Annotated in this window: 11 protein-coding genes; all 11 read left to right on the top strand. The window is 61.2% G+C overall.

Annotated elements, in window-relative coordinates; genetic code table 11:
• Positions 1-52: 52 nt before the first annotated feature.
• The 11 genes from nuoC (at position 53) to nuoN (ending at position 13,821) form a co-directional block, all read left to right on the top strand.
• The gene (gene nuoC, locus J3D54_RS19255) at positions 53-1,837 is read left to right on the top strand and encodes an NADH-quinone oxidoreductase subunit C/D (protein WP_253421540.1); all 1,785 of its coding nucleotides are present in this window, start codon (positions 53-55) and stop codon (positions 1,835-1,837) included.
• A 2-nt stretch (positions 1,838-1,839) separates the two neighbouring features.
• Positions 1,840-2,337: an NADH-quinone oxidoreductase subunit NuoE gene (gene nuoE / locus J3D54_RS19250; RefSeq protein WP_007970445.1), complete on the top strand. Its 498-nt coding sequence runs from the start codon at positions 1,840-1,842 to the stop codon at positions 2,335-2,337.
• On the top strand, positions 2,334-3,689 hold the full coding sequence (gene nuoF / locus J3D54_RS19245) for an NADH-quinone oxidoreductase subunit NuoF (protein ID WP_105343946.1): 1,356 nt from the start codon (positions 2,334-2,336) through the stop codon (positions 3,687-3,689). The genes nuoE and nuoF overlap by 4 nt, the downstream gene beginning before the upstream one ends.
• 137 nt (positions 3,690-3,826) lie before the next feature.
• Positions 3,827-6,541, top strand: a complete 2,715-nt coding sequence (gene nuoG, locus J3D54_RS19240; protein WP_253421537.1) for an NADH-quinone oxidoreductase subunit NuoG — start codon at positions 3,827-3,829, stop codon at positions 6,539-6,541.
• Positions 6,538-7,545 (top strand): NADH-quinone oxidoreductase subunit NuoH, encoded by a 1,008-nt coding sequence (nuoH, locus tag J3D54_RS19235; protein WP_253421523.1) that lies wholly within the window; start codon positions 6,538-6,540, stop codon positions 7,543-7,545. The genes nuoG and nuoH overlap by 4 nt, the downstream gene beginning before the upstream one ends.
• Before the next feature lie 9 nt (positions 7,546-7,554).
• On the top strand, positions 7,555-8,103 hold the full coding sequence (gene nuoI / locus J3D54_RS19230; RefSeq protein WP_105343950.1) for an NADH-quinone oxidoreductase subunit NuoI: 549 nt from the start codon (positions 7,555-7,557) through the stop codon (positions 8,101-8,103).
• 9 nt (positions 8,104-8,112) lie between these two features.
• Entirely contained in the window at positions 8,113-8,616 is a 504-nt protein-coding gene (gene nuoJ / locus J3D54_RS19225; protein WP_253421520.1) for an NADH-quinone oxidoreductase subunit J, read from the top strand.
• 2 nt (positions 8,617-8,618) lie between these two features.
• Positions 8,619-8,927: an NADH-quinone oxidoreductase subunit NuoK gene (gene nuoK / locus J3D54_RS19220; protein WP_007940879.1), complete on the top strand. Its 309-nt coding sequence runs from the start codon at positions 8,619-8,621 to the stop codon at positions 8,925-8,927.
• On the top strand, positions 8,924-10,777 hold the full coding sequence (gene nuoL / locus J3D54_RS19215) for an NADH-quinone oxidoreductase subunit L (protein ID WP_105343954.1): 1,854 nt from the start codon (positions 8,924-8,926) through the stop codon (positions 10,775-10,777). Before nuoK ends, nuoL begins: the two co-directional genes overlap by 4 nt.
• A 40-nt stretch (positions 10,778-10,817) precedes the next feature.
• Positions 10,818-12,350, top strand: a complete 1,533-nt coding sequence (gene nuoM, locus J3D54_RS19210) for an NADH-quinone oxidoreductase subunit M (protein WP_253421517.1) — start codon at positions 10,818-10,820, stop codon at positions 12,348-12,350.
• Positions 12,351-12,357: 7 nt separating this feature from the next.
• Complete coding sequence (nuoN, locus tag J3D54_RS19205; RefSeq protein ID WP_253421515.1) at positions 12,358-13,821, top strand: NADH-quinone oxidoreductase subunit NuoN; 1,464 nt, start codon at positions 12,358-12,360, stop codon at positions 13,819-13,821.
• Positions 13,822-13,833: the final 12 nt, after the last annotated feature.

Raw genomic sequence — 13,833 nt, 5'->3', positions numbered from 1 at the left:
AGAACGAGAAACTGGCTTCATTCTTTACGTTGACCGAAAGCGATAAATAACCATGACTGCAGGCAGTGCTCTGTACATCCCGCCTTATAAGGCAGACGACCAGGATGTGGTCGTCGAACTGAACAACCGTTTTGGCCCAGAGGCGTTCACCGCCCAGCCTACCCGCACCGGCATGCCGGTGCTTTGGGTTGCCCGCGCCAAACTCGTCGAAGTCCTGACTTTCCTGCGCAACCTGCCCAAGCCGTACGTCATGCTCTATGACCTGCACGGCGTGGACGAGCGTCTGCGCACCAAGCGTCAAGGGCTGCCAAACGGCGTCGACTTCACTGTGTTCTATCACTTGATGTCGATCGAACGTAATAGTGACGTAATGATCAAGGTCGCCTTGTCCGAGAGCGACCTCAACCTGCCGACCGTCACCAGCATCTGGCCGAACGCCAACTGGTACGAGCGTGAAGTGTGGGACATGTACGGCATCCACTTTGCCGGCCACCCGCACCTGAGCCGGATCATGATGCCGCCGACCTGGGAAGGTCACCCGCTGCGCAAGGACTTCCCGGCCCGTGCCACCGAGTTCGACCCGTTCAGCCTGACCCTGGCCAAGCAACAGCTTGAGGAAGAAGCCGCGCGCTTCAAGCCTGAAGACTGGGGCATGAAGCGTTCCGGCCCGAACGAGGACTACATGTTCCTCAACCTGGGTCCGAACCACCCTTCGGCGCACGGTGCGTTCCGTATCATCCTGCAGCTGGACGGTGAAGAGATCGTCGACTGCGTACCGGACGTCGGCTACCACCACCGTGGTGCCGAGAAGATGGCCGAGCGTCAGTCCTGGCACAGCTTCATTCCGTACACCGACCGTATCGACTACCTCGGCGGCGTGATGAACAACCTGCCGTACGTGCTCTCGGTCGAGAAGCTGGCCGGCATCAAGGTGCCCGAGAAGGTCGACGTCATCCGCATCATGATGGCCGAGTTCTTCCGGATCACCAGCCACCTGCTGTTCCTGGGGACTTACATCCAGGACGTCGGCGCGATGACTCCGGTGTTCTTCACCTTCACCGACCGCCAGAAGGCGTACACGGTGATCGAAGCCATTACCGGTTTCCGCCTGCACCCGGCTTGGTACCGCATCGGTGGCGTCGCCCACGACCTGCCGCGCGGCTGGGAAAAACTGGTCAAGGATTTCGTCGAGTGGATGCCAAAGCGTCTGGACGAATACCAGAAAGCCGCACTGGACAACAGCATCCTGCGTGGCCGGACCATCGGCGTCGCCGCCTACAACACCAAGGAAGCTCTGGAATGGGGCGTCACCGGTGCCGGCCTGCGTTCGACCGGTTGCGATTTCGACCTGCGTAAAGCCCGCCCCTACTCCGGCTACGAGAACTTCGAATTCGAAGTCCCGCTGGCAGCCAATGGCGATGCCTACGACCGTTGCATCGTTCGCGTCGAAGAAATGCGCCAGAGCATCAAGATCATCGAGCAGTGCCTGCGCAACATGCCGGAAGGCCCGTACAAGGCGGATCACCCGCTGACCACGCCGCCGCCCAAAGAGCGCACGCTGCAGCACATCGAGACCCTGATCACGCACTTCCTGCAAGTTTCGTGGGGCCCGGTCATGCCGGCCAACGAATCCTTCCAGATGATCGAAGCGACCAAGGGCATCAACAGTTATTACCTGACGAGCGATGGCGGCACCATGAGCTACCGCACCCGGATTCGTACTCCAAGCTTCCCGCACCTGCAGCAGATCCCTTCGGTGATCAAAGGCAGCATGGTCGCGGACTTGATTGCGTACCTGGGTAGTATCGATTTCGTTATGGCCGACGTGGACCGCTAAGCATGAATAGCACGCTTATCCAGACTGACCGTTTCGCCCTCAGCGAAACCGAGCGCTCGGCCATCGAGCACGAGCTGCATCACTACGAAGACCCGCGCGCGGCGTCGATCGAAGCCCTGAAGATCGTCCAGAAGGAACGTGGTTGGGTGCCTGATGGCGCGCTCTACGCCATCGGCGAAATCCTCGGCATCCCGGCCAGCGACGTTGAAGGGGTGGCGACGTTCTATAGCCAGATCTTCCGTCAGCCAGTCGGCCGTCACATCATTCGCGTCTGCGACAGCATGGTCTGCTACATCGGCGGCCATGAATCGGTGGTCAGCGAAATCCAGAGCAAGCTGGGCATCGGCCTGGGTCAGACCACCGCCGACGGTCGTTTTACCCTGCTGCCGGTCTGCTGCCTCGGCAACTGTGACAAGGCGCCGGCGTTGATGATCGACGACGACACATTCGGTGACGTGCAGCCTGCCGGCGTTGCCAAATTGCTCGAGGGCTACGTATGACCCTGACTTCCTTCGGTCCTGCCAACCGCATCAAGCGTTCGGCCGAGACTCACCCGCTCACCTGGCGCCTGCGTGACGACGGCGAAGCCGTATGGCTCGACGAGTACCAGGCCAAGAACGGTTACGCCGCTGCGCGCAAGGCCTTCGCCGACATGGCCCAGGACGACATCGTCCAGACCGTGAAAGACTCCGGCCTCAAGGGTCGCGGCGGTGCCGGCTTCCCCACGGGCGTGAAGTGGGGCCTGATGCCCAAGGACGAATCCATCAACATCCGCTACCTGCTGTGCAACGCGGATGAAATGGAGCCGAACACCTGGAAAGACCGCATGCTGATGGAGCAACTGCCCCATCTGCTGATCGAAGGCATGCTGATCAGTGCTCGCGCGCTGAAAACCTACCGTGGCTACATCTTCCTGCGTGGCGAATACACCACCGCCGCCAAGCACCTGAACCGTGCCGTGGAAGAAGCCAAGGCAGCGGGGCTGTTGGGTAAAAACATTTTGGGCAGCGGCTTCGATTTCGAGCTGTTCGTCCATACCGGTGCCGGGCGTTACATCTGCGGTGAAGAAACCGCGCTGATCAACTCCCTCGAAGGCCGCCGCGCCAACCCGCGCTCCAAGCCGCCCTTCCCTGCCGCCGTAGGCGTGTGGGGCAAGCCGACCTGCGTGAACAACGTTGAAACCCTGTGCAACGTGCCGGCGATCATTGCCGACGGCGTGGACTGGTACAAATCGTTGGCCCGCGAAGGCAGCGAAGACATGGGCACCAAGCTCATGGGCTTCTCCGGCAAGGTCAAGAACCCGGGCCTGTGGGAATTGCCGTTTGGTGTCACCGGTCGCGAGCTGTTCGAAGACTACGCCGGTGGCATGCGCGACGGTTACAAGCTCAAGTGCTGGCAGCCAGGCGGCGCCGGTACCGGCTTCCTGTTGCCGGAACACCTGGACGCACAAATGTACGCCGGCGGCATCGCCAAAGTGGGCACCCGTATGGGTACCGGCCTGGCCATGGCGGTGGACGACAGCGTCAACATGGTGTCCTTGCTGCGCAACATGGAAGAGTTCTTCTCCCGTGAATCCTGCGGCTTCTGCACCCCGTGCCGTGACGGTCTGCCGTGGAGCGTCAAGCTGCTGCGCGCGATCGAGAACGGTGAAGGGCAAGCCGGCGATATCGAGACCCTGCTGGGTCTGGTCGGTTTCCTCGGCCCAGGCAAGACCTTCTGTGCTCACGCACCGGGTGCCGTGGAGCCGTTGGGCAGTGCCATCAAATACTTCCGTCCAGAGTTCGAAGCCGGCATCGCGCCTACCCGCGCCGTCGTCCCGCCTCTGGCAAAGCCGATCGTAGTCGGCGCTTAACGCTTTAAAAAAGGCGAACGGTCCGTGCCGTTCGCCTTTCGTCCGATGACGCCTTTCGAGGCTGTTTGGATTTGGACGGATAACAAGATTCCATTAGCCACGCCCGCTGACACCGGGCCAACGAAGAACTTTGAACCATGGCCACTATCCACGTAGACGGCAAAGAGCTCGAAGTCGATGGGGCAGACAACCTGTTACAGGCATGTCTGTCGCTAGGCCTCGATATCCCTTATTTCTGCTGGCACCCAGCCCTTGGCAGCGTTGGCGCTTGCCGCCAGTGCGCGGTCAAGCAGTACACCGACGAGAACGACAAGCGTGGTCGGATCGTCATGTCCTGCATGACCCCCGCCACCGACGGCAGCTGGATCTCCATCGATGACGAAGAAGCGAAAGTATTTCGCGCAAGCGTCGTCGAATGGCTGATGACCAACCACCCTCACGACTGCCCGGTCTGTGAGGAAGGCGGTCACTGCCACCTGCAAGACATGACCGTGATGACCGGCCACAACGAGCGCCGTTATCGCTTCACCAAGCGCACTCACCAGAACCAGCAACTGGGCCCGTTCATTTCCCACGAAATGAACCGCTGCATCGCCTGCTATCGCTGCGTGCGCTTCTATAAAGACTACGCTGGCGGCACCGATCTCGGTGTGTTTGGCGCCCACGACAACGTGTACTTCGGTCGCGTTGAAGACGGCACCCTGGAAAGCGAGTTCTCCGGCAACCTCACCGAGGTCTGCCCGACCGGTGTGTTCACCGACAAGACTCACTCCGAGCGCTACAACCGCAAATGGGACATGCAGTTCTCGCCGAGCATCTGCCATGGCTGCTCCAGCGGTTGCAACATCTCTCCGGGCGAGCGTTACGGCGAACTGCGCCGCATCGAAAACCGCTTCAACGGTTCGGTGAACCAGTACTTCCTGTGCGACCGTGGCCGTTTCGGCTATGGCTATGTCAACCGCAAGGATCGTCCACGTCAGCCACTGCTGGCCAACGGCGCGAAACTGAGCCTGGACGAAGCCCTGGATAAAGCCGCCGACCTGCTGCGCGGTCGCAACATCGTCGGTATCGGTTCACCGCGCGCCAGCCTCGAAAGCAACTACGCGCTGCTCGAACTGGTCGGCGCCGAGCATTTCTACTCCGGTATCGAAGCCTCGGAGCTGGAACGCATTCGTCTGGTCATGCAGGTGCTCAAAGACAGCCCGCTGCCGATCCCGAACATGCGCGACATCGAAGACCACGATGCGATTTTCGTCCTCGGCGAAGACTTGACCCAGACGGCTGCGCGCATGGCCCTGGCCCTGCGCCAATCGGTCAAGGGCAAGGCCGAAGACATGGCCGACGCCATGCGCGTTCAGCCGTGGCTCGATGCCGCGGTGAAGAACATCGGCCAGCACGAGCTGAACCCGCTGTTCATCGCCAGCCTGGCTGAAACCAAGCTCGACGACATCGCTGAAGAATGTGTTCACGCCGCGCCAGACGACCTGGCCCGCATCGGTTTCGCCGTGGCTCACGCCCTCGACGCCAGCGCACCGGCCGTAGAAGGTCTGGACGCCGAAGCCCTGGCGCTGGCCAAGCGCATTGCCGACGCCCTGCTCGCAGCCAAGCGTCCGCTGATCATTGCCGGTACCTCGCTGGGCTCCAAGGCGCTGATCGAAGCGGCGGCAAACATCGCCAAAGCCCTGAAGCTGCGCGAGAAGAACGGCTCCATCAGCCTGATCGTGCCAGAAGCCAACAGCCTCGGCCTGGCCATGCTCGGCGGCAACTCGGTCGACGAAGCGCTGCAAGCGGTGATCGACGGCCGTGCCGACGCCATCGTCGTGCTGGAAAACGATCTGTACACCCGTACCGATAAATCCAAGGTCGATGCTGCCCTGAACGCCGCGAAAGTGGTGATCGTGGCGGACCATCAAAAGACCGCCACCAGTGATCGCGCGCACCTGGTGCTGCCAGCGGCCAGCTTCGCCGAAGGCGACGGTACGCTGGTCAGCCAGGAAGGCCGCGCCCAGCGTTTCTTCCAGGTCTTCGACCCGACTTACCTCGACGCGAGCATTCTGGTTCACGAAGGCTGGCGCTGGCTGCATGCCCTGCGCTCGACCCTGCTGAACCAGCCGATCGACTGGACCCAACTGGACCACGTCACCGCTGCCGTTGCTGCAAGCACACCGCAACTGGCGCGTATCGTCGATGCCGCACCGTCCGCCGCGTTCCGGATCAAAGGCCTGAAACTGGCTCGCGAACCGTTGCGTTATTCCGGTCGTACCGCCATGCGTGCTGACATCAGCGTGCACGAACCGCGTACCTCCCAGGACAACGACACTGCATTCTCGTTCTCGATGGAAGGTTACTCGGGCTCGGTTGAACCGCGTCAGCAAGTGCCATTCGCCTGGTCGCCGGGCTGGAACTCGCCGCAAGCCTGGAACAAGTTCCAGGATGAAGTCGGTGGTCACATCCGCGCTGGCGACCCAGGCACGCGCCTGATCGAAAGCACCGGTGACTCGCTGAACTGGTTCGCCAGTGTTCCGCGTGCGTTCAACCCGGCTCCGGGCACTTGGCAGGTCGTGCCGTTCTTCCACCTGTTCGGCAGCGAAGAGAACTCTTCCAAAGCCGCACCGGTGCAGGAGCGCATTCCGGCCGCCTACGTGTCGCTGGCCAAGTCCGAAGCCGATCGCCTGGGTGTCAATGACGGTGCCCTGCTGAGCTTGAACGTGGCTGGTCAGACTTTGCGTCTGCCGCTGCGCATCAACGAAGAGCTGGGCGCCGGCCTGGTCGCATTGCCTGCAGGTATTGCCGGCATTCCACCGGCAATCTTCGGCAAATCCGTTGACGGTCTGCAGGAGGCAGCGCTATGACCTTGTTCACTCCTGAAGTGATCGACGTAATCATCGCGGTCTTGAAGGCCATCGTGATTCTGCTCGCCGTAGTGGTCTGCGGCGCGCTGCTGAGCTGGGTCGAGCGTCGTTTGCTCGCCCTCTGGCAGGACCGTTACGGTCCGAACCGCGTCGGCCCGTTCGGTGCGTTCCAGATTGCGGCCGACATGATCAAGATGTTCTTCAAGGAAGACTGGACCCCGCCGTTCGCCGACAAAGTGATCTTCACCTTGGCGCCGGTCGTGGCCATGAGCGCCTTGCTGATCGCCTTCGCGATCATCCCGATCACCCCGACCTGGGGTGTGGCGGATATCAACATCGGCATCCTGTTCTTCTTCGCCATGGCCGGTCTGTCGGTCTACGCGGTGCTGTTCGCCGGCTGGTCGAGCAACAACAAGTTCGCCCTGCTGGGCAGCTTGCGGGCCTCGGCACAAACCGTGTCGTACGAAGTGTTCATGGGCCTGTCGCTGATGGGCATCGTGATTCAGGTTGGCTCGTTCAACATGCGCGACATCGTTGAATACCAAGCGCAGAACATGTGGTTCATCATTCCGCAGATCTTCGGTTTCCTGACCTTCTTCATCGCTGGCGTCGCCGTGACTCACCGTCACCCGTTCGACCAGCCGGAAGCGGAACAGGAACTGGCCGACGGTTACCACATTGAATACGCCGGCATGAAATGGGGCATGTTCTTCGTGGGTGAGTACATCGGCATCGTGTTGATTTCGGCACTGCTGGTGACTTTGTTCTTCGGTGGCTGGCACGGTCCGTTTGGCATTCTGCCGCAGATCCCGTTCATCTGGTTCGCACTGAAAACCGCGTTCTTCATCATGTTCTTCATCCTGCTGCGCGCCTCGATTCCGCGCCCACGGTATGACCAAGTGATGGACTTCAGCTGGAAGTTCTGCCTGCCGCTGACCCTCGTCAACATGCTGGTGACCGCTGCGATCGTGTTGCTCAACACGCCCGCCGTCGCGGCTCAGTGAGGATAGAGAATCATGAAGTACATTTTTGACATCGTGCATGGTTTCTTCACCCAGCTTCGCAGCCTGGTGATGATTTTCGGCCACGCCTTCCGCAAGCGCGACACGCTGCAGTACCCGGAAGAAGCCGTGTACCTGCCGCCGCGTTTCCGTGGCCGTATCGTCCTGACCCGCGACCCCGACGGCGAAGAGCGTTGTGTAGCCTGCAACCTGTGCGCCGTGGCGTGCCCGGTGGGTTGCATCTCGCTGCAGAAAGCTGAAACCGAAGACGGTCGCTGGTACCCGGACTTCTTCCGCATCAACTTCTCGCGCTGCATTTTCTGCGGCCTCTGCGAGGAAGCCTGCCCGACCACCGCGATCCAGCTGACACCGGATTTCGAAATGGCCGAGTTCAAACGTCAGGACTTGGTGTACGAGAAAGAAGATCTGCTGATCTCCGGCCCCGGCAAAAACCCTGATTACAACTTCTATCGTGTTGCAGGTATGGCGATTGCCGGTAAGCCCAAAGGCGCCGCGCAGAATGAAGCCGAGCCGATCAACGTGAAGAGCTTGCTGCCTTAAGGAAGAACGATGGAATTCGCTTTCTATTTCGCATCGGGTATCGCGGTTGTGTCCACGCTTCGCGTGATCACCAACACCAACCCCGTGCACGCCCTGCTCTACCTGATCATTTCGCTGATCGCCGTGGCCATGACGTTCTTCGCCCTTGGCGCACCGTTTGCCGGTGTACTGGAAGTGATCGCCTACGCCGGCGCCATCATGGTGCTGTTCGTGTTCGTGGTGATGATGCTGAACCTGGGCCCGGCCTCGGTTCAGCAAGAGCGCGTCTGGCTCAAGCCCGGTATCTGGCTGGGCCCGGTCGTACTCGGCGCCCTGCTGCTGGCTGAGCTGCTGTATGTGCTGTTCAGTCACTCCAGCGGTCAGGCCATCGGCCACGCCACCGTAGACGCCAAGGCCGTGGGCATCAGCCTGTTCGGTCCTTATCTGCTGGTGGTCGAACTCGCCTCGATGCTGCTGCTCGCCGCAGCCGTCACGGCGTTCCACTTGGGCCGCAACGAAGCCAAGGAGCAATGACGATGCCTGCTATCCCTTTGGAGCATGGTCTGGCGGTCGCCGGCATCCTGTTCTGCCTCGGTCTGGTCGGCCTGATGGTCCGGCGCAACATTCTCTTCGTGCTGATGAGCCTGGAGGTCATGATGAATGCCTCCGCGTTGGCGTTCATCGTTGCCGGTAGCCGCTGGGCGCAGCCGGATGGACAGATCATGTTCATCCTGGTGATCAGCCTGGCAGCCGCCGAGGCCAGTATCGGCCTGGCGATTCTGTTGCAGCTGTATCGCCGCTTCCACACTCTCGATATCGACGCTGCCAGCGAGATGCGCGGATGAACCTTCTCTATCTGACTTTCCTGTTCCCCCTGATCGGTTTTGTGCTGCTGGCGTTCTCCCGGGGACGCCTCTCGGAAAACCTCTCGGCGCTGATCGGCGTCGGCTCCATTGGCCTGTCGGCGATCGTCGCGGCTTATGTGATCTGGCAATTCAACGTTGCGCCGCCCGAGGGTGGTCATTACACCCTGGTGCTGTGGCAATGGATGGCGGTGGAAGGCTTCACGCCGAACTTCGCCCTGTACCTGGATGGTCTGTCCGTGACCATGCTCGGTGTAGTGGTGGGCGTGGGCTTCCTGATCCACCTGTTCGCGTCCTGGTACATGCGCGGTGAAGCCGGTTATTCGCGCTTCTTCGCCTACACCAACCTGTTTATCGCCAGCATGCTGTTCCTGGTCCTGGCCGATAACCTGCTGTTCGTGTACTTCGGCTGGGAAGGCGTGGGCCTGTGCTCGTACCTGTTGATCGGTTTCTACTACAGCAACCGCAACAACGGTAACGCGGCACTCAAAGCCTTCATCGTGACCCGGGTCGGCGACGTGTTCATGGCCATCGGCCTGTTCATCCTGTTCCAGCAGCTGGGCACGCTGAATATCCAGGAACTGCTGGTCAAGGCGCCTGAGCACTTCAAGGCCGGTGACTTCTGGATCGTTCTGGCTACCCTGATGCTGCTGGGCGGCGCTGTCGGTAAATCCGCGCAACTGCCGCTGCAAACCTGGCTGGCGGATGCGATGGCCGGTCCTACTCCGGTTTCGGCACTGATCCACGCCGCGACCATGGTAACCGCCGGTGTCTACCTGATCGCCCGTACCCACGGCCTGTTCGCATTGGCGCCGGATATCCTCCACCTGGTAGGTGTTGTGGGTGGCGTGACGCTGGTGCTGGCAGGTTTTGCCGCACTGGTTCAGACCGACATCAAACGTATCCTCGCCTACTCGACCATGAGCCAGATCGGCTACATGTTCCTGGCCTTGGGCGTGGGTGCATGGGATGGCGCGATCTTCCACCTGATGACCCACGCCTTCTTCAAGGCGCTGTTGTTCCTTGCATCCGGTGCGGTGATCGTTGCCTGCCACCACGAGCAGAACATCTTCAAGATGGGCGGTCTGTGGAAGAAACTGCCACTGGCCTACGCCAGCTTCATCGTCGGCGGCGCGGCCCTGGCGGCCTTGCCTCTGGTGACCGCGGGCTTCTACTCCAAGGATGAAATCCTCTGGGAAGCGTTCGCCAGTGGTAACGAAGGCCTGCTTTATGCCGGTCTGGTCGGTGCCTTCATGACGTCGCTGTACACCTTCCGCCTGATCTTCATCACGTTCCACGGTGAAGCGAAGACCGAAGCCCATGCCGGCCACGGCATTGCTCACTGGCTGCCGCTGTCGGTGCTGATCGTACTGTCGACGTTCGTCGGCGCGATGATCGTTCCGCCGCTGCACGGTGTGTTGCCGGAAAGCGTCGGCCATGCTGGCGGCGAAGCCAAGCACAGCCTGGAAATCGCCTCGGGCGCCATCGCCCTGTCCGGTATCCTGCTGGCCGCGCTGCTGTTCCTCGGCAAGCGTCGCTTCGTCACGGCCATCGCCAACAGCGGCGTCGGCCGCTTCCTTTCGGCCTGGTGGTTCGCTGCCTGGGGCTTCGACTGGATCTACGACAAACTGTTCGTCAAGCCATACCTTGCGATCAGCCACATTCTGCGCAAAGACCCGCTCGACCAGACCATCGGTCTGATCCCGCGTATGGCCAAAGGCGGTCACACCGCCCTGAGCCGCACCGAGACCGGTCAATTGCGTTGGTATGCCGCCTCGATGGCTGCTGGTGCCGTGCTGGTAATCGGCGCCGTCGTGCTGGTAGCGGTCTGACTATGAACCTTGCGAACTTGCGAAAGGAAACGAGCCCGTCATGATTCTGCCATGGCTAATCCTGATCCCCTTCATCGGCGGCCTGCTGTGCTGGATGGGTGAGCGCTTCGGCGCCACCCTCCCCCGCTGGATTGCGCTGTTGACCATGTCCCTGGAACTCGCTCTCGGCCTCTGGCTGTGGGCCCACGGCGACTATTCATTTGCACCGGCGCCTGGCGCCGATCCGACCTGGGCGATTGAGTTCAAACACGTCTGGATCCAGCGCTTCGGCATCAACGTGCATCTGGCCCTCGACGGCCTGTCGCTGTTGATGATCCTGCTGACCGGCCTGCTGGGTGTCCTCTCGGTACTCTGCTCCTGGAAAGAGATTCAGCGTCACGTGGGCTTTTTCCACCTGAACCTGATGTGGATCCTGGGCGGTGTCGTCGGCGTGTTCCTGGCCCTCGACCTGTTCATGTTCTTCTTCTTCTGGGAAATGATGCTGGTGCCGATGTACTTCCTCATCGCGCTCTGGGGTCACAGTTCTTCGGACGGAAAGAAAACCCGGATCTACGCGGCGACCAAGTTCTTCATCTTCACTCAGGCTTCCGGCCTGATCATGTTGGTGGCGATCCTGGGCCTGGTACTGGTCAACTTCAACGACACCGGCGTGATTACCTTCAACTACGCCGATCTGTTGAAAACCAAGATGTCGCAGACCACCGAGTACATCCTGATGCTCGGCTTCTTCATCGCCTTTGCGGTCAAGCTGCCCGTCGTACCGTTCCACTCCTGGTTGCCTGACGCTCACGCCCAGGCACCGACTGCGGGTTCCGTCGACCTGGCCGGTATTCTGTTGAAGACCGCTGCGTATGGCATGTTGCGTTTCGCCCTGCCGCTGTTCCCGAATGCCTCGGCCGAGTTCGCGCCGTTCGCCATGACCCTGGGTCTGATCGGGATCTTCTACGGTGCGTTCCTGGCCTTCGCGCAAACCGACATCAAGCGTCTGATTGCCTTCTCGTCCGTTTCCCACATGGGCTTCGTGCTGATCGGCATCTACTCCGGCAGCCAACTGGCGCTGCAGGGCGCGGTGATGCAGATGCTGGCTCACGGTCTGTCGGCCGCGGCACTCTTTATCCTCTCCGGTCAGTTGTACGAGCGCACCCACACCCGCGATATGCGCGAGATGGGTGGCCTGTGGTCGAAGATCGCCTACCTGCCGGCCCTCAGCCTGTTCTTCGCGGCTGCGTCGCTGGGCCTGCCGGCGACCGGTAACTTCGTCGGTGAGTTCCTGATCCTGATCGGCACCTTCGCCAGCGCGCCATGGGTCACCGTGATCGCCACGTCCGGCCTGGTATTCGGTTCGGTCTACTCGCTGATCATGATCCACCGTGCCTACTTCGGCCCGTCGAAATCCGACGCGGTACTGCATGGCATGGACGGTCGCGAACTGATCATGGTGGTTGGGCTTGCGGCACTGCTGCTTTACATCGGCGTGTACCCGCAACCGTTCCTCGATACCTCTGCCGCGACGATGCATGGCGTGCAGCAGTGGCTCGGCACCGCCTTCACTCAACTCGCTTCGGCCCGGTAAGAGCGCTATGGAATTCACGACTCAACACTTTATCGCGCTTGCGCCGTTGTTGATCACCAGCGCCACGATCATCGTGGTGATGCTGGCAATCGCCTGGCGCCGCAACCACTCGCAGACCTTCCTGATTTCCGTGGCGGGTCTGAACCTGGCGTTGCTGTCGATCCTGCCAGCCCTGAAAGTCGCGCCACTGGCCGTGACTCCGTTGCTACAGATCGACACGTTCGCTTGTTTGTACATGGCGCTGATCCTGGTCGCCACCCTCGCCTGTGTGACCCTCGCCCACGCCTACCTTGGCGATGGCGGTTCGGGCTACCCGGGCAACCGTGAAGAACTTTACCTGCTGATCCTGATGTCCGCCGCCGGTGGCCTGGTGTTGGTCAGCGCGCAGCACCTGGCCGGTTTGTTCGTCGGTCTGGAACTGCTCTCGGTACCGGTCTACGGTCTGGTGGCTTACGCCTTCTTCAACAAGCGTTCGCTGGAAGCCGGCATCAAGTACATGGTGCTGTCGGCCGCCGGTTCCGCGTTCCTGTTGTTCGGCATGGCCCTGCTCTACGCCGAAGCCGGCAGCCTGAGCTTCAACGGCATCGGTCAGGCCCTGGCGGCCACCGGCCTGCCTAGCCCGATCGCGCAACTGGGCCTGGGCATGATGCTAATCGGCCTGGCGTTCAAACTGTCGCTGGTACCGTTCCACCTCTGGACCCCGGACGTTTACGAAGGGGCTCCGGCACCGGTGGCAGCGTTCCTGGCCACGGCCTCCAAAGTGGCTGTGTTCGCGGTGATGGTGCGTCTGTTCCAGATCTCGCCAGCGGCAAGCAGTGGCGTGCTGAGCAACGTGCTGACCATCATCGCCATCGCGTCGATCCTGTTCGGTAACCTGCTGGCACTGACCCAGAGCAACCTCAAGCGTCTGCTGGGTTACTCGTCCATCGCGCACTTCGGTTACCTGCTGATCGCCCTGGTGGCGAGCAAGGGCCTGGCCGTGGAAGCCATCGGCGTGTACCTGGTCACCTACGTGATCACCAGCCTCGGCGCGTTCGGTGTGATCACCCTGATGTCCTCGCCGTACAGCGGCCGTGACGCGGATGCCCTGTACGAATACCGCGGCCTGTTCTGGCGCCGTCCGTACCTGACCGCCGTCCTGACCGTGATGATGTTGTCCCTGGCCGGTATCCCGCTGACCGCGGGCTTCATCGGCAAGTTCTACATCATCGCCACCGGCGTCGAGTCGCACCAATGGTGGCTGGTCGGTTCCCTGGTACTGGGCAGCGCCATCGGCGTCTTCTACTACCTGCGTGTGATGGTCACCCTGTACCTGATCGAACCGAACCTGCGTCGCCACGATGCCCAGCTGCACTGGGAACAACGTGCAGGCGGCGTGATGCTGCTGGCGATTGCCGTACTGGCGTTCTTCCTCGGCCTGTACCCACAACCGCTGCTGAACCTGGTTCAACAGTCGGGGTTGGCGGGTTGATCGTTTAGTCGA

Source organism: Pseudomonas sp. GGS8 (assembly GCF_024168645.1).
In the GTDB taxonomy this organism is placed as follows: Bacteria; Pseudomonadota; Gammaproteobacteria; order Pseudomonadales; family Pseudomonadaceae; genus Aquipseudomonas.
The sequence above is the reverse complement of the archived record's forward strand: the minus strand, read 5'-3'. Positions and strand labels throughout refer to the sequence as shown.